Raw genomic sequence first — 25327 nt, 5'->3', positions numbered from 1 at the left:
CCGGGACGGCCGGGCCACGCATCCACGAAGGACGGACATGACCTCTCGGGTACTCACCGCCGCACTGACCGTCGGACTGACCGCCGCCCTGCTGGGCGGGTCGTCCACGAGCATCTCCTCGTCGGCCGCCGCCCGCCAGGCGGTTCCGCGCACCCACCTGACCCTGCAGGTCACCGGGTGCGAAGGCTGCGAGATCGGGCTCACGCAAGCGCTGAACGGTCGCCGGAAGGTGTGGCAGGCAAAGGGCCGTACCGTGCGGAACGGCTCGGCGTCGTGGAACATCCCGACCAGCCGCACCCACGGCCTCAGCATCACCGTGCTCGCCCCGTGGGACGGAGGTGCCGGCTACGTCCCCACCGTGGCGTTCCGGTACGCCGGCGAGCGTGTGGGCGACGAGGTGACCAACGCGACCGCCCGGGGCAAGCGGAGGGCCTCGGCGTGCTGGGCCGGCACCGGGTCGGACGCGGTGACCCTGCCGATCACGGTCGTGCACGCCCACTCGACGAACCCGCCGGGCGACCCGATCCGGACGCCGCGCGCCTTCACCTCGGTGACCCAGCGCTGGGAGACGCCGATGGAGCGCGCCTGGCACGGCATCTCCGGCACCCAGGACGCGACCTACTGCGGCTAGGGCGTGGCGCCCTAGGCGTTCACGACCTCGACCTGCGCGCACTGCGCGTCGGCGACGGCCTGCTCCAGCACCCCGCGCCGCGGGTCCGGTACGGCGAGCCACGGGTCGACCGTGACCAGGCCGCGCAGGCGCGGGTCGGCGAGCACCTCCTCGACCGCGCCCCGGTCACCCCCGGTGACGAGCGGACCGGTCAGCCCGGCCAGGATCCGCGCCGCGTGCTCGGCCGCCGCCTCGTAGGCCTGGCGTGCCTGGTTGTCGCGCCGGCGGGCGAAGCGCTGCTGGCTCTGGCCGCCGGCCTTCGTCCGCCCCTGGACGTGCCGCTGCCCGACCTTGCTGTCCGTAGTGGTCGGCCCGCTCAGCCGGGCGATGGCGAAGCCGCCCTTGCGCACCAGCAGGACGCCCCAGTCGTCAGGGGGCGGCATCTCGTCCCGGAAGGCGGCCGGGTCGGGCGCGCCGGCGTACGGCCGACCGAACGGCAACCGAGCCTGGAACGTCGAGCCGTCGAGGGCCACGCCGCTCAGGGCGCCGTCGACCACCTGCAGCCCGGTCTCACCGTGCCGGTCCCGGAAGTTCGCCACCCACCGCTCGCACCGGTCGGCGGGAACGAGGACGGGCATGCGGAGACGCTAGCCGAGTCCGGAGGGAGCCGACGGGGCACCCGGGCCGTCCCACCGCCATGAAGACGCTCGTGCTCGCCGCCGTGCTGCCCCTCCTCGTCGCGTGCGGCAGCGAGGAGCGGAGCTCGCCGCCGCGCGAGCCGGCAGCGCCGCCGCTCTCGCTGCCGCCGGCCTCCGGTGACCAGCCCGCCCCGATCGTCGCCCGCGCGGACGGAGCGCCCGCGCACGACGCCTGGCAGGGGTCGTTCTGCTCGGAGACGATGTGCGCGGACATGATCGCCCCGCCCTGGGACGAGCTGCCGGTGCTCGGGGCGGCGTCCGACGTGGAGGCGGGGTTCGCGGAGCCCGGCGACTGGACCGTCACGCTCGGCAGCGACGACCGACGCTGCGCGACCTACCCCGTGCAGCTGGTGCCGACCGGCACGAGCACCTTCCGGCTGGTTCCGACCGGCCCCGCCGGCGAGTACCGCCTCGACGTCTTCATCTACCCGGACTCGGGCGGAGACACGTCGGGGTCGTTCCGGTGGACCACGCCGGAGGCGTCAGCGCCCACCGCGTGGGTGCACCTGCACCAGAACTCAGAGCACTCGGGCGGGATGGGCACCGTCCAGGTCGTGCTCGACGACGCCGCGGTCGACGGCGACGTGCACGGCACCGTCACGGTCGGCGGCGCCGACGCCAGAGAGACGTTCCGGCTCAGCCCGTCCGACCAGGGCTGCCACGGCGACCGGTACGTCACCCTCGCGCCCGTGGGCTCCCCCGACCGCCGGGTCGGCGGCCTCGGCGCCGGCCCGTACGACGTCCAGGTGGACGTCGTGGTCGATGGTGTCCACCACCGCGCGCACGCCACGTCGGCCCCGGATGCCGAGGACACGACGCTGGTGTTCGAGCCGATCCTGCCAACGTAGTACCTCGAGGCGTTCGTGGTCACGCCTCAGGTTTCGAGCCGCCCGTCACGCCCTCGCAGGCTCGGACGTGGGGCTCCCTCGACCTCTTCGGGTTCTGCCCGCTTCGCGGTCAGACCTCAGACGTTGAAGCCGAGCGCGCGCAGCTGCTCGCGGCCGTCGGGGGTGATCTTGTCGGGACCCCACGGCGGCATCCAGACCCAGTTGATCAGGACGTCGTTGACGAGGCCCTCGAGGGCGCCGTTGGTCTGGTCCTGGATGACGTCGGTCAGCGGGCAGGCCGCGGAGGTCAGCGTCATGTCGAGGACGACGTTGGTGCCCTCGTCGATGTGCACGCCGTAGACCAGGCCGAGGTCGACGACGTTGATGCCGAGCTCGGGGTCGACGACGTCCTTCATCGCCTCGGTCACGTCGTCCACCGACACGGTCGAGGTGCCCACGCCCCCGGTCGCCTCCGGCACGTCGGGCAGGTCGCTGTGGTCGATCGGCTGGGTGTCAGACATCGGAGTCCTCCTGGGCTCGGACGAGGGCGTCCTGGAAGGCCATCCAGGACAGGAGTGCGCACTTGATGCGGGCGGTCAGCTTGGCGGCGCCGGCGAAGGCGATGGCGTCCTCGAGGACGTCCTCGTCGGGCTCCACCTGGCCCTTGCCGCGCATCATCTCGAGGAACGCGGCGTGGATCGGCTCGGTCTCGGCGACCGTCTTGCCGATCAGCAGGTCGCTCATCACCGACGCGGACGCCGAGGAGATCGAGCAACCCTGGTTGTCGTAGGAGATGTCCCGCACGACATCGCCCTCCAGGTGCAGGCGCAGGGTGACCTCGTCGCCGCACGTGGGGTTGACGTGGTGGACCTCCGCCTCGAACGGCTCACGCAGCCCGGCGTTCAGCCGACGCTTCGCGTGGTCGAGGATGATGTCCTGGTAGAGGCTGTCGAGTTCGGTGCTCATCTATCAACCCAACTTGAAGTACGAGCGGGTGTATTCCAGGCCCTCGACGAGCGCGTCGATCTCGGCCGGGGTCGTGTAGAGGTACGACGACATCCGGGTCGAGCTCTGCACGCCGAACCGCGCGTGCGCGGGCTTCGCGCAGTGGTGGCCGGCGCGCACGGCGATGCCGCGCGAGTCCAGCACCTGGGCCACGTCGTGCGGGTGCACGCCGTCGAGCTCGAACGAGATCGCGCCGCCGCGGGACGCCGCGTCGAGCGGGCCGAGGACCGTGAGGCCGGGCACGGTGGCCAGGCCCTCCAGCGCGTACGCCGTGATCGTCTGCTCGTGGCGGTGGATCGCGTCCATCCCGACGTGCGACAGGTACTCGACCGCGGCACCGAGACCGACGGCCTCGACGATCGGCGGGGTGCCCGCCTCGAAGCGGTGCGGCGCCTTGGCGTACGTCGAGCGCGCCATCGTCACCGTCTCGATCATCTCGCCGCCGCCGTGGAACGGCGGGAGCGCGTTGAGCAGCTCCTCGCGTCCCCACAGCACGCCGATGCCGGTCGGGCCGACGACCTTGTGGCCGGTGAAGACCAGGAAGTCGCAGCCGGTCGCGGCGACATCGACGGGCAGCTGGGGCGCCGCCTGGGAGGCGTCGATGACCGAGTAGGCCCCGAACGCCTTCGCGCGGGCCACCAGGTCGGTCACCGGGTTGATCGTGCCGAGCATGTTGGAGACCCAGGTGAAGGCCACCACCTTGGTGTGCTCGTCGATCAGCGCGTCGGCGTTCGACAGGTCGAGCTGCCCGTCGTCGGTCAGCCCGAACCAGCGCAGCTCGGCGCCCGAGCGCTCGCAGGCCAGCTGCCACGACACGATGTTGGAGTGGTGCTCCATCTCGGTGATCACGACGTTGTCGCCGGGGCCGAGGTCGATCGTGCGCGCCAGCAGGTTCAGCGCCTCGGTGGCGTTCTTGGTGAAGACCACCTCGTCGCGCGACGGCGCGTTCAGGAACGTCGCGACCTTGTCGCGCGCGCCCTCGAACGCCTCGGTCGACTCCGCTCCCAGCGTGTGCATGGCCCGGGCGACGTTGGCGTTGTGCCGCTCCAAGTGGTCGACCATCGTGTCGATGACGACCTGCGGCTTCTGCGAGGTGTTGGCGCTGTCGAGGTAGACCAGCGGCAGGCCGCCCGCGACGGTGCGGCCCAGGATCGGGAAGTCGGCACGGATCACCTCCAGCTCAGGGAGGAGGCCGGCCAGCTGCGTCGTGGTCATGTCAGACCGCCGCGCTCAGGTACTTCTCGTAGCCGTTGGCCTCGAGCTCTTCCGCCAGCTCGGCGCCGCCGGACTCGGCGACCTTGCCGTCGACGAAGACGTGCACGAAGTCGGGCTCGATGTAGCGCAGGATCCGCGTGTAGTGCGTGATCAGCAGGACGCCCTTGCCCTCCTGGGCGCGGAACCGGTTCACGCCCTCGGAGACGACCTTGAGGGCGTCGATGTCGAGGCCGGAGTCGGTCTCGTCGAGGATCGCGACCTTCGGGTTGAGCAGCTCGAGCTGGGCGATCTCGTGCCGCTTCTTCTCACCGCCGGAGAAGCCCTCGTTGACCGAGCGCGTGCCGAAGGTCGGGTCCAGGTTGAGCTGCTCGAGCGCCGCGTTGACGTCCTTGACCCAGGTCCGGAGCTTCGGGGCCTCGCCGTCGAGCGCCGTCTTCGCCGTCCGCAGGAAGTTGGACACCGAGACGCCCGGGACCTCGACGGGGTACTGCATGGCCAGGAACAGCCCGGCCCGCGCCCGCTCGTCGACGGTCATCGCCAGCACGTCGTCGCCGTCGAGGGTGACGGTGCCGCCGGTGATCGTGTACTTCGGGTGGCCGGCGATCGAGTACGCCAGGGTCGACTTGCCCGACCCGTTCGGCCCCATGATCGCGTGGGTCTCGCCGTCCTTGATGGTCAGCGTGACGCCCTTGAGGATCTCCTTGGGACCGTCCTCGGTGTCCACGGACACCTGCAGGTCCTTGATGACGAGCTCGCTCATGAGGGGGTGACTCCGTTCAGGGTGGTGGTGGTGTCGATGAAGATCTGGTCGTCGCGGACCTCGATCGGGAAGGTCGCGACGGGTTCGGTGGCCGGGAGCCCGGTGGGCTTGCCGGTCCGGAGGTCGAAGCGCGAGCCATGCAGCCAGCACTCGACCGTGCAGTCGGCGACCTCGCCCTCGCTCAGGGCGACAGCCGCGTGGGAGCAGAGGTCCTGGAGCGCGAAGAACTCGTCGCCGTCGCGTGCGACCGCCACGTCGTACGCGCCGATCGTGACGCCCAGCGCCTCGTCGGTGGGTACGTCGGCCAGCGCACAGGCCCGCTCGAAGGCCATCAGTCGGCCTCGCGAAGCACGTTCTTGGCCAGCTCGGCCTCGACCGTCTCCAGCAGCTGGGCCTCGATCGAGGGGATGCCGACCTTGCGGATCAGGTCGTTGAAGAAGCCGTGCACGACCAGGCGGCGCGACTCCTTCTCCGAGACGCCGCGCGAGCGGAGGTAGAACAGCTGCTCGTCGTCGAACCGGGCCGTCGCCGACGCGTGGCCCGCGCCCTCGATCTCGCCGGTCTCGATCTCCAGGTTGGGCACCGAGTCCGCCTGGCAGCCGTCGGAGAGGACCAGGTTGCGGTTCTCCTCGTAGGTCTCGATGCCCTCGGCGACCTTGCGGATCAGCACGTTGCCGATCCAGACCGTGTGCGCGCCCTGGCCCTGCAGCGCGCCCTTGTAGAGCACGTGGCTCTTGGTCTTCGGTGCCGTGTGGTCGGCGAAGAGCCGGTGCTCCAGGTGCTGGCCCTCGTCGGCGAAGTACAGGCCGAGGAGCTCGGCCGAGCCGCCGGGGCCGGCGTACTCGACGTTGGCGTGCATCCGCACCAGGTCGCCGCCGAACGAGATCGAGGTGTGCTTCACGGTGGCGTCGCGGCCGACCTGGATCGCGTCGCGGCCGAGGTGGACGGCGTCGTCGTCCCAGTCCTGCAGGGACAGCACGTTGACGGTCGAGGCGTCGCCGGCGAGCACGGTGGTGATGGCCGAGTAGCGAGCCGATCCCGTGTGCACGACGGCCACGGTCGCCTGGGCGTGCCGGCCGACCCGGACCAGCAACCGGCCCCAGACCAGGTCGTCGACCGAGTCGCCGTGCAGGCGCAGCACGATGGGCTCGGCGATCTCGGCCTCGGCCGGGACGTCGAGCAGCATCGCGCTACCGGCGTGGGCGGCGGCCAGCGCGGACGGGCGGTCGTTGGGCGCGAGCTCCCCGATCTCACGCGCCTGCTCGGCGGTGATCTCGGTGAGCGTGACGCCGTCGGGCAGCGTGGTGTCCCAGGTCAGGTGCGCGTCGGACGCGTCGCCGTCGAGGATCCCGAGCAGCCGCTTGAGCGGCGTGAAGCGCCAGATCTCCTCGCGCCCGGTCGGCACCGGGTGGTCGGCCAGGTCGTACGACGGGGGCGGGTTCAGGTGGCTGAACAGCGGCCCCTGCTCGACAGCGGACTCCACGCTCTCGCGGGCAGTGTCGGTCACAGTCACTACAGATAACTCTCTACGTGCGTCGGGTCGTGCGGAGCAAGGGTGTCGGCCTCAGCCGACAGCACCCTCCATTTGCAGCTCGATGAGCCGGTTGAGCTCGAGGGCGTACTCCATCGGCAGCTCCTTGGCGATCGGCTCGATGAAGCCGCGGACGATCATGGCCATGGCCTCGTCCTGCTCCATGCCGCGCGACATCAGGTAGAAGAGCTGGTCGTCGGAGACCTTCGAGACCGAGGCCTCGTGACCCATCGAGACGTCGTCCTCGCGGATGTCGACGTACGGGTAGGTGTCGGAGCGGCTGATCTGGTCGACCAGCAGCGCGTCGCAGAGCACGTTGGACTTCGAGCCGTGCGCGCCCTCGTTGACCTGGATCAGGCCGCGGTACGACGTCCGGCCACCGCCGCGCGCCACCGACTTCGACAGGATCGAGGACGAGGTGTTCGGCGCCGCGTGCACCATCTTGGCGCCGGCGTCCTGGTGCTGGCCCTCGCCCGCGAACGCGATGGAGAGCGTCTCGCCCTTGGCGTGCTCGCCCATCAGGTAGACGGCGGGGTACTTCATCGTCACCTTCGAGCCGATGTTGCCGTCGACCCACTCCATCGTCGCGCCGGCCTCGCAGGTCGCGCGCTTGGTGACGAGGTTGTAGACGTTGTTGGACCAGTTCTGGATGGTCGTGTAGCGGCAGCGGCCGCCCTTCTTCACGATGATCTCGACGACCGCCGAGTGCAGCGAGTCGGACGAGTAGATCGGCGCGGTGCAGCCCTCGACGTAGTGCACGTAGGCGCCCTCGTCGACGATGATCAGGGTCCGCTCGAACTGGCCCATGTTCTCGGTGTTGATCCGGAAGTAGGCCTGCAGCGGGATGTCCACGTGGACGCCCGGCGGGACGTAGATGAAGGAGCCGCCCGACCACACGGCGGTGTTGAGCGCGGCGAACTTGTTGTCGCCGACCGGGATCACGGTGCCGAAGTACTCCTGGAAGAGCTCCGGCTGCTCCTTGAGCGCCGTGTCGGTGTCCAGGAAGAGCACGCCCTGGGCCTCGAGGTCCTCGCGGATCGAGTGGTAGACGACCTCGGACTCGTACTGCGCCGCGACGCCGGCGACCAGGCGCTGCTTCTCCGCCTCCGGGATGCCGAGCTTGTCGTAGGTGTTCTTGATGTCCTCGGGCAGGTCCTCCCACGAGGCGGCCTGCTTCTCGCTCGAGCGCACGAAGTACTTGATGTTGTCGAAGTCGATCCCCGACAGGTCCGAGCCCCAGTTCGGCATCGGCTTGCGACCGAAGAGCTTGAGGCCCTTCAGGCGCAGGTCGAGCATCCACTGCGGCTCGCTCTTCTTGCCGGAGATGTCGCGGACGACGTCCTCGTTGAGGCCGCGCTTCGCGGTCGCGCCGGCCTCGTCGGAGTCGACCCATCCGAAGTCGTAGCGCCCGATGCCCTCGAGCTCGGGGTTGCGCTCGTCGATGGTGGTCATCAGCTGACCCGCTCCTTCGTGTCGATGGGTGTGCTCTTCGTGCTGCTGGTCTTCGTGGTGCCGGTCTTCGAGGTGCTGGGGATGCAGGTGGTGCAGACCCCGTCGCCGTGGGCGATCGTGGCCAGCCGCTGCACGTGGCTGCCGAGGACCAGGCTGATCGCCTCGGTCTCGGCCTCGCACAGCTGCGGGAACTCATGAGCGACGTGGGCGACCGGGCAGTGCTGCTGGCACAGCTGCTCCCCGACCGGGCTGTCGCGAACCGTCGCGGCGTACCCCTCGTCGGTGAACACCTGAGCAAGGACCTCGGCCGGCCCCAGCTCGGGGTGCTCCGCCCGGATCCCCTCGAACCTCTCCCGGACGAACGCCACCCGACGGGTCGCGAATTCCCGGACCGCCTCGTCGCCGCCGGTCTCCGCCAGGAACCGGAGCGCCTGCGCCGCGAGGTCGTCGTACTGCTGGTCGAAGCCGTCGCGACCCGACTCGGTGAGCGCGAACGCCTTGGCCGGTCGGCCGCGGCCGCGAGCGGCCTGGCTGCGCGGCTCACGCGCCTCCACGAGACCCTCCTCGACCAGCTGGTCGAGGTGCCGACGTACGGCGGCCGGGGTGAGGTCGAGCCGCTCGGCGAGCGCCGCGGCGGTCGACGGCCCGTTGTCGAGGATCGACCGCGCGACGCGCTGACGCGTCGGCTGGTCGTGCACCTCGGTGAATTCCACAACGTCAGTGTGCCTTTATTGTTTTGACCTCTTCAAGGAAGGCTGCCCTTACCTGCCCTCGCGGCAGGCGGAGGGCGTGAGCCGGGACACACCGAGCCCCTCCCTACACTGACGGGCGTGCCCGACGCCTCCCCTGCCGTGTCTGTCGACGGCCTGGTGATGAGGTACGGCGACAAGGTCGCCGTCGACGGTCTCTCCCTGACCGTCGAGCGCAACACGATCACCGCCGTGCTGGGCCCCAACGGCGCCGGCAAGACGACCACGCTCGAGACCTGCGAGGGCTACCGACGCCCGCAGCAGGGCACGGTGCGCGTGCTCGGCCTCGACCCGGTGCAGCAGCGACGCGACCTGCTCCCCCGGATCGGCGTGATGCTCCAGGGCGGCGGCGCCTGGAGCGGCGTGCGCGCGATGGAGATGCTCGAGCACGTCGCCCGTCTACACGCCCACCCCCTCGACACCGCCGTGCTCGCCGAGCGCCTCGGCCTCGGCGACTGCGGCCGGACGCCGTACCGCCGCCTCTCCGGCGGCCAGCAGCAGCGCCTCGGCCTGGCGATGGCGATCGTCGGTCGGCCCGAGATCGTCTTCGTCGACGAGCCGACCGCCGGCATGGACCCGCAGGCGCGCCGGACGACGTGGGAGCTGCTGGACGAGCTGCGCCGGTCCGGCGTGACCGTCGTCCTGACCACGCATTACCTGGAGGAGGCCGAGCAGCTGGCCGACCAGGTGCACATCATCGACCGCGGGCGGCTGATCGCCTCCGGCACGCCGGAGGAGCTCACGCGCGGCTCGTCCGCCACCGTCCGGCTGGTCGTCGACAAGGAGCTCCCGACGGCGGCCGAGGCGGGTCTCCGGGCATCGATCGACACGTGGAGCGCCGAGCACGGGGTAGGCGTCCGGTCGATCAGCTTCGGCTCCCGGACCCTCGAGGACGTCTTCCTCGAGCTCACCGGTCGGGAGCTGGACGATGAGTGAGCTCGACTTCGCACCACGCCCCGGTGCCGCTCCGCTGCACCGGCAGGTGCTCGCGCAGTCCCGGATGGAGGCGCGGCTGATGCTGCGCAACGGCGAGCAGCTGCTGCTCGCCGTGGTCATCCCGGTCCTGGTGCTCTTCGGCGCCGTCACCGCCGGCGAGCACCTCAACCTGGACCTGCCGTCGTCGCGACCGCTGGTCGACATCTTCACGCCGGGCGTGATCGCGCTGGCGGTCATGTCGACGTCGTTCACCTCGCTGGCGATCGCCACCGGGTTCGAGCGCCGCTACGGCGTGATCAAGCGGCTGGGCAGCTCGCCGCTCCCCCGCTCCGGGCTGCTCGCCGGCAAGATCGGCGCGCTGCTGCTCGTCCAGCTCCTCCAGGTGTTCATCATCGGCGGGGTCGGACAGCTGCTCGGCTGGACCCCGGAGCCGGGCGTGCTCGGCGTCGGCCTCGCGATCCTCCTCGGCACCGCGGCGTTCGCGGCGCTCGGCCTCTTCGTCGCTGGCGCGCTGCGTGCCGAGGCGACGCTCGCCGCGGCCAACCTGATCTACCTGCTGCTGATGACCGGCGGCGGCGTCGTGCTGCCGCTGACGGCGTACGGCGACGCGCGACCCTTCCTGCAGTGGCTGCCGTCCGCCGCGCTCGGTGAGGCGATGCGCACCGGGTTCATCGACGGCGGGGTGGCCTGGCGTGACCTCGGCGTGCTGCTCGTCTGGGCCGTGTTCGGCACGGTCCTCACCGCCAAGACCTTCAAGTGGGAGTGATGGAGCGTCTCAACTACCGGCTGAGGCACCTCGACGACTGGCTGCGCGGCTGCGCCTGGGCGTCGATCGTCGCCAACATCGGCATCGTCGTCACCGGAGGCGTCGTCCGGCTGACCGGCTCCGGCCTCGGCTGCCCGACCTGGCCGGAGTGCCACGCGGGCTCGTTCACCCCGCACGGCGCGTACAACTTCCACTCAGCCATCGAGTTCGGCAACCGGATGCTGACCTATGTGCTGGTCGCCATCGCGATCGGCACGTTCATCGCTGCCTGGCAGTCGGGACGCCGCGACCTGCGGCGGCTCGCGCTGATCATGGCGCTCGGCATCCCGGCCCAGGCGATCGTCGGGGGCATCTCGGTGCTCACCCACCTCAACCCGTGGGTCGTCTCGTTCCACCTGCTCTGCTCGATGGCGATCATCGGCGTCGCGGTGCTCTTCCGCTGGCGGCTCGACCGCCCCGCCCCCGGGGTACGCCCCCGCGGAGCGGTGCTGACGCTGGCCTGGTCGACGTTCGCGGCCGCCTGGGCGGTGCTCTACGTCGGCACCGTCGTGACCGGCTCCGGCCCGCACGCGGGCGACGCGGACGCCAAGCGCAACGGCCTCGACCCGCTCCAGATGAGCCAGGTCCACGCCGACCTGGTGTTCCTGCTCGTCGGCCTCACCGTCGGCCTGCTGCTCGCCGTGATCGCAGCCCAGCGGCCGGCGGCGACGCGGCGCGCGGTGGTCGTGCTCCTCGTCGTGGAGCTGGCGCAGGGGCTGATCGGGTTCGTGCAGTACTTCACCGACCTGCCGGTCGTGCTCGTCGGGTTCCACATGCTCGGCGCCGCGATCATCTCCGCGACCGTGACCCACGCGCTGCTCGAGGTCCTCGAGGGAGAGTGACGCCTGGCGGGCGGGTGGCCGTCGTGTACCCCCGTGACGCGACGGCCACCGCCCACTGCACAGACGCGACGGGTCCCGGTTTGGTTGCGTCGAGGTCCGGCGGGACGCGTCGAGCGGTAGGAAAGCTGCGACGAGCGGTCGTTCAGCGCGACAGCAGCGGGTCGATCGCGACGGCGACGAAGAGCAGCGACAGGTAGAGGTTCGAGGTGTGGAACAGCTGCATCGGCTGGATCACCGCGAGGCTCTCGGTGCCCTTCGCCCGGCCCCACATCCGGTGCGCCTGCACGAGGAACACGGCGCCGAGCACGGCGGCGGCGGCCGGGTAGAAGAGGCTGGTGTCGGCGACCGGCCACAGCAGCAGCGAGGTCGCGACCATCACCCAGCTGTAGATCACGATCTGGCGACCGACCTCGGCGGCGGGCTTCACCACCGGCAGCATCGGCACGTCGACGTTGGCGTAGTCCTCGCGGTAGCGCAGCGCCAGCGCCCAGGTGTGCGGCGGCGTCCAGAAGAAGACGACCAGGAACAGCACGACCGGGATCCAGGACAGCGAGCCGGTGACGGCGGTCCAGCCGATCAGGGTCGGGAAGCAGCCGGCGATGCCGCCCCACACGATGTTCTGGGTCGTCCGCCGCTTCAGCAGCATCGTGTAGCCGAACACGTAGAACGCGATGGCGGTGACCGACAGCAGTGCCGAGAGCGGGTTGACCCAGGCGTAGAGCACGACGGTCGACAGGATCCCGAGCACGAAGCCGAAGACGAGCGCGGCCCGCGGCGACACGATGTGGCGCGGCAGCGCCCGACGGCGCGTGCGGCGCATCTGCTCGTCGATGTCGCGGTCGTAGACGCAGTTGAAGACCGAGGCCGAGCCCGCCGAGAAGGTGCCGCCGACGACGGTCGCGACGACGAGCCCGAGGTCCGGGACACCCCGGGCGGCGTAGAACATCACCGGCACCGTGGTCAGCAGCAGGAGCTCGATGACGCGCGGCTTCGTCAGCCCGACGTACGCCGCGACGACGTCCTTGAAGGTCGCCCGCTCGGCTTCCGGCTGCTGGGCAGCAGAGGCCGACTGGTCGACGTACGTCACGGGGAACCTCGAGCGGGACTGCGGGGACCGGGAAACGGTCACTGGACGGGTGCGAGTCTATCGCCAGAGGTGAGTAGGCTCGTCATTGGCTGATCCACCCGAAAGGAACCTCGTGAGCAACCCCCCTGCCCTGGACTGGACCGACCTCGATCGGAAGGCGGTGGACACGGCCCGGGTGCTGGCCATGGATGCGGTGCAGAAGGTCGGCAACGGCCACCCCGGCACCGCCATGAGCCTCGCCCCGGCTGCGTACCTCCTGTTCCAGAAGGTGATGCGGCACGACCCGGCCGATCCTCGCTGGATCGCGCGTGACCGCTTCGTGCTCTCCTGCGGACACTCGAGCATCACCCTCTACACGCAGCTCTTCCTCGGTGGCTTCGGCCTCGAGCTCGAGGACCTGCAGGCGCTGCGCACCTGGGGCTCCAAGACCCCGGGCCACCCCGAGCTCCACCACACCGCCGGCGTGGAGGTGACGACCGGTCCGCTGGGCCAGGGAGTCGCGAACGCCGTCGGCATGGCGATGGAGGCCCGTCGCGTGCACGGGCTGCTCGACCCCGACGCGGCCCCCGGCAAGAGCCTCTTCGACCACCACGTCTACGTGCTGTGCTCCGACGGCGACCTCCAGGAGGGCGTCAGCGGCGAGGCCAGCTCGATCGCCGGCACCCAGGAGCTCGGCAACCTGACGGTCATCTACGACCGCAACCGGATCTCGATCGAGGGCAACACCGACATCGCCTTCACCGAGGACGTCGCGGCCCGCTACGAGGCCTACGGCTGGGACGTCCAGGTCGTCGACTGGACCAACGGCGGCAAGAAGTACGTCGAGGACGTGCCGGCGCTCTACGACGCCATCACCGCCGCCGGCAAGGTGACGGACAAGCCGTCGCTCATCGTGCTCGACACGATCATCGCGTGGCCCGCGCCCAACGCCCAGGGCACCGAGAAGGCGCACGGCAGCGCCCTCGGCGACGCCGAGGTCGCGGCCACCAAGGAGGTCCTCGGCTGGGACCCGGCCCTCACCTTCCAGGTGCCGGCCGACGTCCTCGAGCACACCCGCAAGCTGAGCGAGCGCGGCGCCGCCTGGGGTGCGGACTGGGACGAGCAGTACGCCGCCTGGACGGACGCCCATCCCGACAAGGCCACGCTGCTGCACCGCCTCAAGGCCCGCACCCTCCCCGAGGGGCTCGAGGACGCGCTGCCGACCTTCGAGGCCAGCGCCAAGGGCGTCGCTACCCGGGTCGCTTCCAGCGACGTGATCAACGCGGTCGCCGGCCTGATGCCGGAGCTGTGGGGCGGCTCGGCCGACCTCGCCGGCTCCAACAACACGACCATCAAGGGGGCGCCGTCGTTCCTGCCGGCCGACCGCGGCGTCGAGGAGTGGAAGGCCGACCCCTACCAGGGCCGCGTGCTCCACTTCGGCATCCGCGAGCACGGCATGGGCGCGATCATGAACGGCATCGCGGCCGACGCGCTGACCCGCGTCTTCGGCGGCACGTTCCTGACCTTCTCCGACTACATGCGCGGAGCGGTGCGCGTGGCCGCGCTGAGCCAGCTGCCGGTCACCTACGTCTGGACGCACGACTCCATCGGCCTCGGCGAGGACGGACCGACCCACCAGCCGATCGAGCACCTCGCCGCCCTGCGCGCGATGCCCGGCCTCGACGTCGTACGCCCGGCGGACGCCAACGAGACCGCCGCGGCCTGGTTCACGATCCTCGGCCACACCGACCGGCCGGCCGCTCTCGCGCTGACCCGGCAGAACGTGCCGGTCTTCCCGCGCGGGACCGAGGGCTTCGCCGAGACCAGCGAGGTGCACCGCGGCGGCTACGTGCTGCTCGATGCCGAGGGCGGCGCTCCCGACGTGGTCCTGATCGCGACCGGCTCCGAGGTCCAGCTCGCCGTCGAGGCGCGCACCCAGCTCGCCGAGAAGGGCGTTCAGGCCCGAGTCGTGTCGATGCCGTGCCTGGAGTGGTTCGAGGACCAGGACCAGTCCTACCGCGACACCGTGATCCCGCCGATCGTCAAGGCGCGGGTCTCGGTGGAGGCCGGCGTGAAGCAGGGCTGGCGCGAGTACGTCGGCGACCACGGCCGGATCGTGTCGATCGACCACTACGGCGCCTCGGCAGACTTCGCCCGGATCTACCAGGAGTTCGGCGTGACGGCGGAGGCCGTCGTCGCAGCCGCGCACGACTCGATCGCGGCGGCCACCAGCTAGTCCGTGCTCGACCCACCATCTGTGACCCAGAGAGGAAATCCCATGAGTGACCGCCTGAAGGCCCTGTCGGACGCGGGGGTGTCGATCTGGCTCGACGACCTGTCGCGTGAGCGGATCGAGACCGGCAACCTGGCCGAGCTGATCGAGAAGAAGTCCGTGGTCGGCGTGACCACCAACCCGACGATCTTCGCGGCGGCCATCGCCAACGGGGAGCGGTACGACGAGCAGGTCGGCCAGCTGGTCGACAAGGGCGAGTCGGTGGACCGGGTGATCTTCGAGCTCACCACCGAGGACGTCCGCAACGCGTGCGACATCTTCACCCCGCTGGCGGGCGAGGAGTCCGCCGACGGTCGCGTCTCGATCGAGGTCGAGCCGACCCTGGCCAACGACACCGAGCGCACCATCGCCTCGGCACGTGCCCTCTGGTCCGCGGTGGACCGCTCCAACGTGCTGATCAAGATCCCCGCCACCAAGGAGGGGCTGCCGGCCATCACCGCGGCGATCGCCGAGGGCATCAGCGTCAACGTGACCCTGATCTTCGGCAAGGTCCGCTACCAGGAGGTCATGGACGCCTACCTGTCCGGCCTCGAGGCGGCGCGGGACGCGGGCCTGGACCTCAGCCGGATCCAGTCGGTCGCGTCCTTCTTCGTGTCCCGGGTGGACACCGAGGTCGACGCCCGGCTCGACAAGATCGGCTCGGACGAGGCGGCCGCACTCAAGGGCAAGGCCGCCGTCGCCAACGCGCGGATCGCGTACGCGGCGTACGAGGAGGTCATCGCGAGCGACCGCTGGAAGCAACTCGAGGCCGCCGGCGCCAACCCGCAGCGTCCGCTGTGGGCCTCCACCGGCGTCAAGAACCCCGACTACTCCGACACCATGTACGTCGCCGACCTCGTCGTCGCCGACACGGTGAACACGATGCCGGAGAAGACCATGGACGCGTTCGCCGACCACGGCGAGCTCCAGGGTGACCAGGTCTCCGGCAAGGCCACCGAGGCGCAGCAGGTCTTCGACCGGCTCGCCGCGGTGGGCATCGACTTCGAGGACGTGCTCGTCGTGCTCGAGACCGAGGGCGTCGACAAGTTCAAGAAGTCGTGGGCCGAGCTCGTCGAGACGGTCGAGGGCCAGATGGCGGCGGCCGCCAAGTGACGGACGCGCCGGTCGACCCGACCTCGACCGCGGCGTGGGCCGAGCTGTCCCGGCTCGCCGCGGACTTCCAGCCCGACCTGCGTGCCTGGTTCGCGCAGGACCCCGGCCGGGTCGACCGGCTCACCTTCGACGCGGGCGACCTGCACGTCGACCTGTCGAAGTCGCTGCTCGACGACGCGGTCCTGGCCGCGCTCCTCGCGCTGGCCGACGAGGTCGGGCTGGCGGCCCGGCGCGACGCGATGCTGCGCGGAGAGCACATCAACGTCACCGAGGACCGGGCAGTGCTGCACACCGCGCTCCGGCTCCCGGCCGATGCCTCGTTGACCGTCGACGGTCAGGACGTCGTCGCCGACGTCCACGACGTCCTCCAGCGCGTCTACGACTTCGCCGACCGGGTCCGCAGCGGCGCCTGGACAGGCGTCACCGGAGAGCGGATCCGCACGGTCGTCAACATCGGCATCGGCGGCTCCGACCTCGGACCGGTGATGGCCTACGAGGCGCTGGCGGAGTATCGCCAGGAGGGCCTCGAGTGCCGCTTCATCAGCAACATCGACCCCACCGACGCCGCCACGACCCTGGCGGGCCTCGACCCGGCGACGACGCTCTTCATCGTCGCCAGCAAGACGTTCGGGACCCTCGAGACGCTCACGAATGCCCGGCTGTGCAAGGCCTGGCTGCTCGACGGCCTGGCGTCGTACGACGCAGCCGACGCCGTCGCCAAGCACTTCGTGGCCGTGTCGACCGCGCTCGACAAGGTCGCCGACTTCGGGATCGACCCGGCCAACGCGTTCGGCTTCTGGGACTGGGTCGGCGGCCGCTACTCCGTCGACTCGGCGATCGGCACGTCGCTCGTCGTGGCGATCGGGCCGGAGCGCTTCGCCGACTTCCTGTCCGGCTTCCACACGATGGACGAGCACTTCCGCACGGCCGAGCCGGCCCGCAACGTGCCGCTGCTGATGGGGCTGCTCAACGTCTGGTACACCAACTTCCTCGGTGCCGAGAGCCACGCCGTGCTGCCCTACGCACAGTTGATGCACCGGTTCCCGGCGTACCTCCAGCAGCTGACGATGGAGTCCAACGGCAAGGGCGTCCGGTGGGACGGCAGCCCCGTGTCGACGGAGACCGGTGAGATCTTCTGGGGCGAGCCCGGCACCAACGGGCAGCACGCCTTCTACCAGCTGATCCACCAGGGCACCCGGCTGATCCCGGCCGACTTCATCGCCTTCGTCAACCCGGCCTACCCGCTGGTCGACCACCAGGACGGGCAGAGCACCGACGTGCACCAGCTGTTCCTGGCGAACTTCCTGGCCCAGACCCGGGCCCTCGCGTTCGGGAAGACCGCCGACGAGGTGCGTGCCGAGGGCACCGCGGAAGCCGTCGTGCCGGCGCGGGTCTTCACCGGCAACCGGCCGACCACCTCGATCATGGCGCCGTCGCTCACCCCGTCGACGCTCGGCCAGCTCGTCGCCCTCTACGAGCACATCACGTTCACCCAGGGCGTCGTCTGGGGCATCGACAGCTTCGACCAGTGGGGCGTCGAGCTCGGCAAGCAGCTCGCCCAGCAGGTCGCGGCCGCTGTCGCCGGTGACACCGCCGCCGCCGGCGCGCAAGACGCATCCACCCAGGCCCTGCTCGCCTACTACTGGAGGCACCGCACCTCATGACGTACGAGAACCCGCTCCGCGACACCCGCGACCGCCGGCTGCCGCGGATCGCCGGACCGAGCGGCATGGTGCTCTTCGGGGTGACCGGAGACCTGTCGCGCAAGAAGGTCATGCCCGCGATCTACGACCTGGCCAACCGCGGCCTGCTGCCGCCCGGCTTCAGCCTCACCGGCTTCGCCCGGCGCGACTGGGCCGACCAGGACTTCGCCCAGATCGTGCACGACTCCGTGAAGGCGCACGCGCGCACGGAGTTCCGCGAGGAGGTCTGGAAGCAGCTCGCCGAGGGCTTCCGGTTCGTGCCCGGCAACTTCGACGACGACCACGCCTTCGACCAGCTGCGTCGAACCATCGAGGAGCTCGACGAGGTCCGCGGCACGGGGGGCAACCACGCGTTCTACCTGGCCATCCCGCCGGGCTTCTTCGGCACGGTCGTCGGCCAGCTCCAGGAGCACGGCCTGGCCACGCCGAAGGAGGGGTCGTGGCGCCGGGTCGTCGTGGAGAAGCCGTTCGGCCACGACCTCGAGTCGGCCCGGGAGCTCAACGCGACGCTGGCGGAGGTCTTCCCCTCGGGCTCGATCTTCCGCATCGACCACTACCTGGGCAAGGAGACGGTCCAGAACATCCTGGCGATGCGCTTCGCCAACGAGATGTTCGAGCCGATCTGGAACTCCAACTACGTCGACCACGTGCAGATCACCATGGCCGAGGACATCGGGATCGGCGGCCGGGCCGGCTACTACGACGGCATCGGCGCGGCCCGCGACGTCATCCAGAACCACCTGCTGCAGCTGATGAGCCTGGTCGCCATGGAGGAGCCCACCAGCTTCTCCGCCGACAACCTGCGCATCGAGAAGGAGAAGGTGCTCTCCAGCATCACCCTCCCCCGCCGCCTCGACCTCACCACGGCCCGCGGGCAGTACGCCGCCGGGTGGGCGGGCGGCGAGAAGGTGTCGGGCTTCCTCGACGAGGAGGGCATCAAGAAGACCTCCACCACCGAGACCTTCGCGGCGGTCACGCTCAACGTCGAGAACCGGCGCTGGGCCGGCGTGCCGTTCTACCTGCGCACCGGCAAGCGCCTCGGCCGCCGGGTCACCGAGGTCGCGGTGGTGTTCAAGAAGGCGCCGCACCTGCCGTTCGCGGAGTCGGCGACGGAGGAGCTGGGCAAGAACGCGCTGGTCATCCGGGTGCAGCCCGACGAGGGCATCACGCTGCGCTTCGGCTCCAAGGTGCCGGGCACCCAGATGGAGATCCGCGACGTCAACATGGACTTCGTCTACGGCGGCGCCTTCACCGAGTCCTCGCCGGAGGCCTACGAGCGGCTGATCCTCGACGTCCTGCTGGGCGACCCGCCGCTCTTCCCGCGGCACGAGGAGGTCGAGCTGTCCTGGAAGATCCTGGACCCGATCCTGGAGCACTGGGCGAAGCAGGACGCGTCCGGCAAGAGCAAGCCCGAGCAGTACGAGTCGGGAGGCTGGGGGCCGGAGTCGGCGAACGCCATGCTGGCCCGCGACGGACGCGTCTGGAGGCGACCCTGAAATGACCCCACCCCACGAAACTGCGGCTCTCCCCCGCTTCGCTCCTCCGACCCACACTTTCGAGGGGACCCCGGAATGATCGAGCTCATCGACACCAACTCGGCCGAGATCGCGGCGGAGTTCCTGCGGGCCCGCACCCGCGCCGGCAGCCCCGCGATGGGCATGGTGATGACCCTGGTCATCGTCGTCGACGAGGACGACGCCGAGGGCGCGATGAAGGCGGCGCGAGCCGCCTCCCACGAGCACCCGGCCCGGGTCCTCGGCGTGATCCTCGGCAACGGACGCGGCGCCGCCCAGGTCAACGCCCAGGTCGGCACCGGCTCCGGCTGGACCGGCGAGACCGCGCTGATCCGGCTCAGCGGCGAGGTCGTCAAGCACCCCGAGTCGGTGGTGCTCCCGCTGCTGCTGCCCGACTCCCCGGTCGCCGTGTGGTGGCCGAACCACCCGCCGGAGGACCCGGCCAGCGACCCGCTCGGACAGCTGGCGCAGCGTCGGGTCACCGACGCCGCCGCCGCCTCGCGTGGCAAGACCAAGGCGATCCACCAGCAGTGCTCGGCGTACACGAAGGGCAACACCGACCTCGCCTGGACCCGGATCACGCTGTGGCGGGCGCTGCTCGCGGCTGCGCTCGACCAGCAGCCGCTCAAGGTCACCCGCGCCTCCGTCACGGCCGAGCGGATCAGTCCCAGCGCCGACCTGCTGGCCGCGTGGCTGGCGGACCGGCTCAAGGTCGAGGTGGATCGCAAGAACTCGGCGGGCCCGGGCATCACCGAGGTGGTGATGGAGACGAAGGAGGGTCCGATCCGGATCAGCCGCACCGACGGCAAGCTCGCGACCTTCTCCTCGCCCGACCGACCGGACCGTCCGGTGGCGCTCAAGCGCCGCGAGCTCCCGGAGCTGCTGGCCGAGGAGCTGCGCCGGCTCGACGAGGACGACGTGTACGCCGAGACCGCCAAGCGGCTGCTGAAGATGGGGAGCACCAGCTCGTGACCACCGAACCACGCGTCGAGGTCCACGACGCCTCCACGACCCTCGCGACCGCCGTCGCCGGCGAGCTGCTGAGCCGCCTCGCCGACGCCCAGGCGGCAGGCGGGGTCCCGCAGATCGCGCTGACCGGCGGCACCATCGCGGAGGACATCCATCGCGAGATCGCGCGGCTCTCCCCCGGGTCGGAGGTCGACTGGTCGCAGGTCGTCATCTGGTGGGGCGACGAGCGCTTCGTCGCGCCCGACTCCGACGACCGCAACAGCGGGCAGGCGCAGGCGGCCTTCCTCGACGCCGTCGGGGCCGACCCCGCGCGGGTCCACCCGATGCCCTCGACCGCCGACGCCGCCGACGTCGACGCCGGCGCGACGGCGTACGCCGCGACGCTGCGCGAGCACGGCGCCGGTGAGTTCGACATCGTGATGCTGGGCATCGGGCCCGATGGACACATCGCGTCGCTCTTCCCGGGCTTCCCGCAGCTCGACTCCGACCAGATCGCGGTCGGCGTCACCGGCTCCCCGAAGCCTCCGCCGGAGCGCATCAGCCTCACCTTCGCGGCCCTCAACCGCGCCCGGTCGGTCTGGTTCCTCGTCAGCGGCGCGGGCAAGGCGTCCGCCGTTGCCTCCGCACTCGGCGGCGCCGACCTCCACGAGATCCCTGCCGCCGGCGTCACGGGGCGCGAGGAGACGATCTGGTTCCTGGACCGTGAGGCCGCGTCACAGCTGTAGTGAGCTCCGTCGTGACTGCCGGCCGTTTCGTCGTCTCCCCCGTCCTCCCGGCTCTAGTGACCGGGTGACTCCCGGCGCGCTCCCCGCATCCGTGGACCTCTGCTCGCTCGAGCCGGGGACGCACCTGTGCGCGTTCCCCACGGACGAGCAGCAGTCCGCGCAGATCGCGACGACCTTCGTCGAGCGGGCCCTCAGCGACGGCGACCGCCTGCTGTACGTCGCGAGCGACGAGCAGGCGCAGGCGATGCTGCGCAGCCTGCCTCCTCACCTCGACGCCGCCGCAGCCCTGGCAGCCGGGCAGCTGCAGGTGCGCTCGTTCGCCGAGGCCTACGGACGAGGACCCACCGACCTGGGCGCGGTCGCCGACGGGTTCCGCGCCGCGGCGGCGCAGACCCGCAAGGACGGGTTCCCCGGGCTGCGGGTGGCGGCCCACATGGACGAGCTCGCGGCGCTGCTCGGCTCCGTCGAGGAGACCGTTCGCTGGGAGCGGCTGTCGACCGACCTCCAGCGCGAGATCGGCGTCAGCTCCGTGTGCCTCTACCGTGCCGACCGGCTCAGCGGCGACGCGGGAGCGTCGCTCGCCGGCGAGCACGCCGGTGCCTCACCCGAGCGCGCCGAGCGGTCCCTCGCCCAGTTCCTCGCCGTCGACGAGCCGTGGGGACTGCGCGTCAGCGGTGAGGTCGACCTCTCCAACCGCGACCAGCTGCGACGCGCGGTGCTGTCGCGAGCGGGGGTGGTGCCGCGCCTGCACCTCGACCTCCGAGCCCTGACGTTCACTGACGTCGGCTCCCTGTCGGCGCTCCGCGCGACCGCGGCGAGCCTGCCCGCCGACGGGTGGCTGCTCCTGGACGGTGCCTCGAACGCCGTACGCCGCACGCTCGAGATCTGCGATCTCGGGCACGAGCGGATGCGGGTCCAGCCATGACGATGACGGGTGCGACCCACACCGGGCTCTTCTACGACGGCGACCAGCAGTACGCCGAGTCCGTCGGCGGCTTCCTCCGCGACGGCCTCGAGCAGGGCCAACCCGGCCTGCTCATCGGCTCCCCGCACCGTCTGGACCTGGTCCGGGCGGCCCTCGGCTCCGACGCGGACCAGGTCAGGTTCCTCGACGAGGCCGACGTCTACGCCCCGCAGTGGAACGCCTACCGGGTGCAGCTCGACTTCATCTCCCAGCAGCGGGGCGCCCGCGCGCGGGTCGTCTCGGAGCAGGACCTGGCGAGCCGCGTGCCGGCCGAGCTGGTCGACTACCGCCGGATCGAGGCCGCGATCAACGTGCTCTTCGCGGACACGCCCGTCGACGTGCTCTGCCCGTACGACGCAGGCGCGCTCCCGGCCGACCTCCTCGAGATCGGGCTCGACACCCACGGCTCGGTGCAGGGCACCGTGCCCGTCGTACCCGGCCCGCGGTCCGAGGACCCGATGGGGCTGCTGGCCGACCTCGCGCAGGTCGCGCCGCCACCACCGGGGGCCACCACGCTCGATCTCTCGTCTCCGTCGGAGGTGGCGCTCGCGCGCCGTCTGGTGCACTCGCGGGGCGCGGAGGCCGGGCTCGCGCCCGACCTCGTCGACGACCTGGCGCTGGCCGTGACCGAGGTGCTGACCAACGCCCTGATCCACGGGACGCCACCGGCTCGCCTGCACGTGTACGACGACGGGCCGACCTGGGTGTGCCACGTGCACGACGGCGGCCGGGGGCTGGCCGACCCGCTCTCGGGGATGCTGCCGCCGTCCGAGCCCGCGGACCACGGCCACGGGCTGTGGCTGGCCCGGCAGCTGTGCACGGCGGTCGACGTCGGCACCGACGCGACCGGGACGCACGTGCGGCTGCACGCGAAGCGTCCGGCCTGAATCGCTAGAAGATGATGTCGCCGGACTTGCGTCGGCTGCGGAGCAGGTTGAGGGCCTCGTCGAGGATGTCCTCGGCCTCCTTGTCGGAGCGACGCTCCTTCACGTAGGCCAGGTGCGTCTTGTAGGGCTCGATCTTCGGCGCCGGCGGCGGGTTGTCCGAGTCCAGGCTCGCCGGCAGGCCGCACTTGGGGCAGTCCCACGAGTCCGGGATCTGAGCCTCGGTCGAGAACGGCACGACCGAACGGTGCTCTCGTGCGCAGAAGTACGTCACGGTCTGACGCGGTGCGGCATCGCCGCGCTCCGCCTCGCCCATGGGGCCAGCCCCGACCCGACTTCCGCGAATCGCGTTTCCTCCACCAGCCACCGGTGTAATCCCCTTCGAGTCTCCGAGACGTCAGAACAATGCGGTCAGTACACGAGCTCAGTACGCGAGCAGGAGCCCCAGCGCCACGACACAGGCGAACCAGATGGCGCCGATGCCGATCGTCAGTCGGTCGAGGTTCCGCTCCGCGACGGACGAGCCGCCCAGGGAGCTGGAGACGCCGCCACCGAACATGTCGGACATACCGCCTCCGCGCCCCTTGTGCAGCAGGACGAGGAGGATCATCAGGGCGCTGGTGATCATGAGCACGATGGTGAAGAGAAGTTCCACAGTCGCAGAGCCTACGTCAGGTCGGGCACGATCAGAGGACCGGCATGTCGTAGAAGCGGCAGATGCCGCCGAACTCGTCGGTCTGCAGGCTCGCGCCGCCGACCAGGCAGCCGTCGACGTCGGTCTGGACCATGATGCCGCCGACGTTCGACGCCTTCACCGAGCCGCCGTACAGCACGCGCACGGAGTCGGCGGCGCCGTCACCGTGGATCTCCCGGATCCGCGCCCGGATCGCAGCGCAGACCTCTTGGGCGTCCTCAGGGGTCGCGACCTCGCCGGTCCCGATCGCCCAGACCGGCTCGTAGGCCACGACCAGTCCCGCGACCTGCTCGGCGGTGAAGCCCTCGAGCGAGCCGTCGACCTGGGTCAGGCAGTGCGGGACGTGCTCGCCGGCCTGACGGATGTCGAGGCCCTCGCCGACGCACACGATCGGCACCATGCCGGCGGCGAGCGCCTTGTGGGCCTTGGCGTTGACGATGGCGTCGGTCTCGGCGTGGTACTGGCGGCGCTCGCTGTGGCCGACCACGACGTAGGAGCAGCCGAGCTTGGCCAGCATGGCGGCCGAGATCTCGCCCGTGTAGGCGCCCGAGTCGTGGGTGGAGACGTCCTGGGCGCCGTACCTGATCTGCAGGCGGTCGCCGTCGACGAGCGTCTGCACCGACCGGAGGTCGGTGAACGGCGGCACCACGACGACCTCGGCACGGCTGTAGTCGTGCTTCTTGTCGGCCAGCGTCACCGCGAGCTTCTGCACCAGGACGATGGCCTCCTGGTGGTTGAGGTTCATCTTCCAGTTCCCCGCCATCAGCGGGGTGCGGTTCTTCGCCATGCTGCTCAGTCCTCCAGGACCTGGATGCCGGGGAGCGTCTTGCCCTCGAGGTACTCGAGGCTCGCGCCGCCGCCGGTGGAGATGTGTCCGAACGCGACCTCGTCGAAGCCGAGCGTGCGTACGGCGGCGGCGGAGTCGCCACCGCCGACCACCGAGAGGCCGTCGACCTTCGTCAGCGCCTCCGCCACCGCGCGGGTGCCGGCGGCGAACGCGTCGACCTCGAACACGCCCATCGGGCCGTTCCAGAAGACGGTGCGGGCATCGGCCAGTGCCGCCGCGAACGCGGCTCCCGAGTCGGGACCGATGTCGAGCCCGAGGGCGTCGGCCGGGATCTCGTCGGCGGGCACGACCCGGGGCTCCGGCGTGCGGTCCCCCGACGGGAACGCGGTGTCGACCACGATGTCGGTCGGCAGCAGGATCTCCACGCCCGACTGCTGCGCCCGCTCCAGGTAGGCGCGGCAGACGTCGAGCTGGTCGTCCTCCAGCAGGCTCTTGCCGACCTCGTGGCCCTGGGCCTTGAGGAAGGTGAAGACCATGCCGCCGCCGATCAGCAGCTTGTCGGCCTTCCCCAGCAGGTTGTCGATCACGCCGAGCTTGTCCGAGACCTTCGAGCCGCCGAGCACCACGACGTACGGGCGCTCCGGGTCCTTGGTGAGGCGGCGCAGCACGCCGATCTCGGTCGAGACGAGCTGGCCCATCGCGTGCGGGAGCCGCTGCGCGACGTCGTAGACCGACGCCTGCTTGCGGTGCACGACGCCGAAGCCGTCGGACACGAACGCGTCCGCCAGGGCGGCGAGCTGGTCGGCGAACTCTCCTCGCTCGGTCTCGTCCTTGCTGGTCTCGCCCGGGTTGAACCGGACGTTCTCCAGCACGGCGACCTGGCCGTCGGCGAGGCCGGCGACCGTGGCCCGGGCACTCTCCCCCACGGTGTCGGTCGCGAACGCGACGTCCTGCCCGAGCAGCTCGCCGAGGCGGGCCGCGACGGGACGCAGCGAGTACCGGTCCTCCGGCGCGCCCTTCGGCCGCCCGAGGTGGGCGGTGACGACCACCCGGGCGCCGGCCTCGGCCAGCTCCCGGATGGTCGGCACGCTGGCCCGGATCCGCCCGTCGTCGGTGATGGTCGTGCCGTCGAGCGGGACGTTCAGGTCCGAGCGGACCAGGACGCGCTTGCCGGCAACGTCGCCGAGTCCTGCGTAGTCCGCCACG

The 25327-nt window shown here is 70.9% G+C and carries 27 protein-coding genes; 13 read left to right on the top strand and 14 right to left on the bottom strand.

Annotated elements, in window-relative coordinates:
* The first annotated feature begins 37 nt into the window (after positions 1-37).
* On the top strand, positions 38-631 hold the full coding sequence (locus tag ASC77_RS00515) for a hypothetical protein (protein WP_056147461.1): 594 nt from the start codon (positions 38-40) through the stop codon (positions 629-631).
* Between the two features lie 11 nt (positions 632-642).
* On the opposite strand, the gene ASC77_RS00510 is transcribed toward ASC77_RS00515, so the two are convergent.
* On the bottom strand, positions 643-1248 hold the full coding sequence (locus ASC77_RS00510) for an acVLRF1 family peptidyl-tRNA hydrolase (RefSeq protein WP_056147455.1): 606 nt from the start codon (positions 1246-1248) through the stop codon (positions 643-645).
* A 59-nt stretch (positions 1249-1307) separates the two neighbouring features.
* On the opposite strand from ASC77_RS00510, the gene ASC77_RS00505 reads away from it, so the two are divergent.
* Entirely contained in the window at positions 1308-2156 is an 849-nt protein-coding gene (locus tag ASC77_RS00505) for a hypothetical protein (protein WP_056147453.1), read from the top strand.
* A 116-nt stretch (positions 2157-2272) separates the two neighbouring features.
* Here the strand turns inward: ASC77_RS00505 and ASC77_RS00500 are convergent, their stop codons facing one another.
* Genes ASC77_RS00500 through ASC77_RS00465 form a run of 8 tightly spaced genes read right to left on the bottom strand, consistent with a single transcriptional unit; the run spans position 2273 to position 8811 of the window.
* Positions 2273-2656, bottom strand: a complete 384-nt coding sequence (locus ASC77_RS00500; protein WP_056147450.1) for a metal-sulfur cluster assembly factor — start codon at positions 2654-2656, stop codon at positions 2273-2275.
* A complete protein-coding gene (gene sufU, locus ASC77_RS00495; protein WP_056147447.1) occupies positions 2649-3101 on the bottom strand; it encodes a Fe-S cluster assembly sulfur transfer protein SufU in 453 nt (150 codons plus the stop codon). Before sufU ends, ASC77_RS00500 begins: the two co-directional genes overlap by 8 nt.
* A gap of 3 nt (positions 3102-3104) precedes the next feature.
* Positions 3105-4355 (bottom strand): cysteine desulfurase, encoded by a 1251-nt coding sequence (locus ASC77_RS00490; RefSeq protein WP_056147445.1) that lies wholly within the window; start codon positions 4353-4355, stop codon positions 3105-3107.
* Between the two features lies 1 nt (position 4356).
* Positions 4357-5115: a Fe-S cluster assembly ATPase SufC gene (sufC, locus tag ASC77_RS00485; RefSeq protein WP_056147442.1), complete on the bottom strand. Its 759-nt coding sequence runs from the start codon at positions 5113-5115 to the stop codon at positions 4357-4359.
* Positions 5112-5447, bottom strand: coding sequence for a non-heme iron oxygenase ferredoxin subunit (locus ASC77_RS00480; protein ID WP_056147440.1), 336 nt, complete (start codon positions 5445-5447; stop codon positions 5112-5114). The genes sufC and ASC77_RS00480 overlap by 4 nt, the downstream gene beginning before the upstream one ends.
* Positions 5447-6628, bottom strand: a complete 1182-nt coding sequence (gene sufD / locus ASC77_RS00475; RefSeq protein ID WP_056147437.1) for a Fe-S cluster assembly protein SufD — start codon at positions 6626-6628, stop codon at positions 5447-5449. Before sufD ends, ASC77_RS00480 begins: the two co-directional genes overlap by 1 nt.
* Before the next feature lie 51 nt (positions 6629-6679).
* Complete coding sequence (sufB, locus tag ASC77_RS00470; protein ID WP_056147433.1) at positions 6680-8098, bottom strand: Fe-S cluster assembly protein SufB; 1419 nt, start codon at positions 8096-8098, stop codon at positions 6680-6682.
* Positions 8098-8811: a helix-turn-helix transcriptional regulator gene (locus tag ASC77_RS00465; RefSeq protein ID WP_056147432.1), complete on the bottom strand. Its 714-nt coding sequence runs from the start codon at positions 8809-8811 to the stop codon at positions 8098-8100. The genes sufB and ASC77_RS00465 overlap by 1 nt, the downstream gene beginning before the upstream one ends.
* Before the next feature lie 159 nt (positions 8812-8970).
* Between ASC77_RS00465 and ASC77_RS00460 the strand changes: the two genes are divergently transcribed.
* From ASC77_RS00460 to ASC77_RS00450, 3 genes are read left to right on the top strand one after another with little or no spacing between them, the layout of a single operon-like run.
* On the top strand, positions 8971-9783 hold the full coding sequence (locus ASC77_RS00460; protein ID WP_056149694.1) for an ABC transporter ATP-binding protein: 813 nt from the start codon (positions 8971-8973) through the stop codon (positions 9781-9783).
* Positions 9776-10549 (top strand): ABC transporter permease, encoded by a 774-nt coding sequence (locus ASC77_RS00455; protein ID WP_056147429.1) that lies wholly within the window; start codon positions 9776-9778, stop codon positions 10547-10549. The genes ASC77_RS00460 and ASC77_RS00455 overlap by 8 nt, the downstream gene beginning before the upstream one ends.
* Positions 10549-11430, top strand: a complete 882-nt coding sequence (locus ASC77_RS00450) for a COX15/CtaA family protein (RefSeq protein ID WP_056147428.1) — start codon at positions 10549-10551, stop codon at positions 11428-11430. The genes ASC77_RS00455 and ASC77_RS00450 overlap by 1 nt, the downstream gene beginning before the upstream one ends.
* 142 nt (positions 11431-11572) lie before the next feature.
* Here the strand turns inward: ASC77_RS00450 and ASC77_RS00445 are convergent, their stop codons facing one another.
* Complete coding sequence (locus tag ASC77_RS00445) at positions 11573-12517, bottom strand: heme o synthase (RefSeq protein ID WP_056147426.1); 945 nt, start codon at positions 12515-12517, stop codon at positions 11573-11575.
* A gap of 184 nt (positions 12518-12701) precedes the next feature.
* On the opposite strand from ASC77_RS00445, the gene tkt reads away from it, so the two are divergent.
* From tkt to ASC77_RS00405, 8 genes are all read left to right on the top strand, one after another.
* Positions 12702-14732 (top strand): transketolase, encoded by a 2031-nt coding sequence (gene tkt, locus ASC77_RS00440; RefSeq protein WP_235547475.1) that lies wholly within the window; start codon positions 12702-12704, stop codon positions 14730-14732.
* A gap of 42 nt (positions 14733-14774) precedes the next feature.
* Entirely contained in the window at positions 14775-15881 is a 1107-nt protein-coding gene (gene tal / locus ASC77_RS00435) for a transaldolase (RefSeq protein WP_056147421.1), read from the top strand.
* Positions 15878-17545 (top strand): glucose-6-phosphate isomerase, encoded by a 1668-nt coding sequence (gene pgi, locus ASC77_RS00430; RefSeq protein ID WP_056147418.1) that lies wholly within the window; start codon positions 15878-15880, stop codon positions 17543-17545. Before tal ends, pgi begins: the two co-directional genes overlap by 4 nt.
* Entirely contained in the window at positions 17542-19080 is a 1539-nt protein-coding gene (gene zwf / locus ASC77_RS00425) for a glucose-6-phosphate dehydrogenase (RefSeq protein ID WP_056147415.1), read from the top strand. The genes pgi and zwf overlap by 4 nt, the downstream gene beginning before the upstream one ends.
* A gap of 75 nt (positions 19081-19155) precedes the next feature.
* Positions 19156-20070: a glucose-6-phosphate dehydrogenase assembly protein OpcA gene (locus ASC77_RS00420; RefSeq protein WP_056147413.1), complete on the top strand. Its 915-nt coding sequence runs from the start codon at positions 19156-19158 to the stop codon at positions 20068-20070.
* A complete protein-coding gene (pgl, locus tag ASC77_RS00415; RefSeq protein WP_056147410.1) occupies positions 20067-20792 on the top strand; it encodes a 6-phosphogluconolactonase in 726 nt (241 codons plus the stop codon). Before ASC77_RS00420 ends, pgl begins: the two co-directional genes overlap by 4 nt.
* A gap of 64 nt (positions 20793-20856) precedes the next feature.
* Positions 20857-21717, top strand: a complete 861-nt coding sequence (locus tag ASC77_RS00410; protein WP_162249777.1) for an MEDS domain-containing protein — start codon at positions 20857-20859, stop codon at positions 21715-21717.
* A complete protein-coding gene (locus tag ASC77_RS00405) occupies positions 21714-22643 on the top strand; it encodes a sensor histidine kinase (RefSeq protein WP_056147404.1) in 930 nt (309 codons plus the stop codon). Before ASC77_RS00410 ends, ASC77_RS00405 begins: the two co-directional genes overlap by 4 nt.
* Positions 22644-22647: 4 nt before the next feature.
* Here the strand turns inward: ASC77_RS00405 and ASC77_RS00400 are convergent, their stop codons facing one another.
* Genes ASC77_RS00400 through ASC77_RS00385 form a run of 4 tightly spaced genes read right to left on the bottom strand, consistent with a single transcriptional unit; the run spans position 22648 to position 25326 of the window.
* The gene (locus ASC77_RS00400) at positions 22648-23007 is read right to left on the bottom strand and encodes an RNA polymerase-binding protein RbpA (RefSeq protein ID WP_082574363.1); all 360 of its coding nucleotides are present in this window, start codon (positions 23005-23007) and stop codon (positions 22648-22650) included.
* Between the two features lie 57 nt (positions 23008-23064).
* Positions 23065-23295 carry a preprotein translocase subunit SecG gene (gene secG / locus ASC77_RS00395; RefSeq protein ID WP_056147399.1) on the bottom strand — a complete coding sequence of 77 codons (231 nt, stop codon included), beginning with the start codon at positions 23293-23295 and terminating at the stop codon, positions 23065-23067.
* A 31-nt stretch (positions 23296-23326) separates the two neighbouring features.
* Positions 23327-24121, bottom strand: coding sequence for a triose-phosphate isomerase (gene tpiA, locus ASC77_RS00390; RefSeq protein ID WP_056147398.1), 795 nt, complete (start codon positions 24119-24121; stop codon positions 23327-23329).
* Positions 24122-24126: 5 nt separating this feature from the next.
* Positions 24127-25326: a phosphoglycerate kinase gene (locus ASC77_RS00385; RefSeq protein ID WP_156390856.1), complete on the bottom strand. Its 1200-nt coding sequence runs from the start codon at positions 25324-25326 to the stop codon at positions 24127-24129.
* Between the last annotated feature and the right edge of the window lies 1 nt (position 25327).

Source organism: Nocardioides sp. Root1257 (genome assembly GCF_001425175.1).
Classification (GTDB): Bacteria; Actinomycetota; Actinomycetes; order Propionibacteriales; family Nocardioidaceae; genus Nocardioides.
This window is presented reverse-complemented; position numbering and strand designations above follow the sequence as displayed.

Coding starts and splice junctions, on each gene's coding strand:
- ASC77_RS00460 (WP_056149694.1), top strand. CDS start 8,971: ATGAGGTACGGCGACAAGGTCGCCGTCGACGGTCTCTCCCTGACCGTC.
- ASC77_RS00450 (WP_056147428.1), top strand. CDS start 10,549: ATGGAGCGTCTCAACTACCGGCTGAGGCACCTCGACGACTGGCTGCGC.
- sufC (WP_056147442.1), bottom strand. CDS start 5,115: ATGAGCGAGCTCGTCATCAAGGACCTGCAGGTGTCCGTGGACACCGAG.
- ASC77_RS00505 (WP_056147453.1), top strand. CDS start 1,308: ATGAAGACGCTCGTGCTCGCCGCCGTGCTGCCCCTCCTCGTCGCGTGC.
- ASC77_RS00515 (WP_056147461.1), top strand. CDS start 38: ATGACCTCTCGGGTACTCACCGCCGCACTGACCGTCGGACTGACCGCC.
- ASC77_RS00500 (WP_056147450.1), bottom strand. CDS start 2,656: ATGTCTGACACCCAGCCGATCGACCACAGCGACCTGCCCGACGTGCCG.
- zwf (WP_056147415.1), top strand. CDS start 17,542: ATGACGTACGAGAACCCGCTCCGCGACACCCGCGACCGCCGGCTGCCG.
- ASC77_RS00455 (WP_056147429.1), top strand. CDS start 9,776: ATGAGTGAGCTCGACTTCGCACCACGCCCCGGTGCCGCTCCGCTGCAC.
- ASC77_RS00480 (WP_056147440.1), bottom strand. CDS start 5,447: ATGGCCTTCGAGCGGGCCTGTGCGCTGGCCGACGTACCCACCGACGAG.
- sufB (WP_056147433.1), bottom strand. CDS start 8,098: ATGACCACCATCGACGAGCGCAACCCCGAGCTCGAGGGCATCGGGCGC.
- sufU (WP_056147447.1), bottom strand. CDS start 3,101: ATGAGCACCGAACTCGACAGCCTCTACCAGGACATCATCCTCGACCAC.
- ASC77_RS00405 (WP_056147404.1), top strand. CDS start 21,714: ATGACGATGACGGGTGCGACCCACACCGGGCTCTTCTACGACGGCGAC.
- ASC77_RS00420 (WP_056147413.1), top strand. CDS start 19,156: ATGATCGAGCTCATCGACACCAACTCGGCCGAGATCGCGGCGGAGTTC.
- tkt (WP_235547475.1), top strand. CDS start 12,702: ATGGATGCGGTGCAGAAGGTCGGCAACGGCCACCCCGGCACCGCCATG.
- ASC77_RS00510 (WP_056147455.1), bottom strand. CDS start 1,248: ATGCCCGTCCTCGTTCCCGCCGACCGGTGCGAGCGGTGGGTGGCGAAC.
- tal (WP_056147421.1), top strand. CDS start 14,775: ATGAGTGACCGCCTGAAGGCCCTGTCGGACGCGGGGGTGTCGATCTGG.
- tpiA (WP_056147398.1), bottom strand. CDS start 24,121: ATGGCGAAGAACCGCACCCCGCTGATGGCGGGGAACTGGAAGATGAAC.
- ASC77_RS00490 (WP_056147445.1), bottom strand. CDS start 4,355: ATGACCACGACGCAGCTGGCCGGCCTCCTCCCTGAGCTGGAGGTGATC.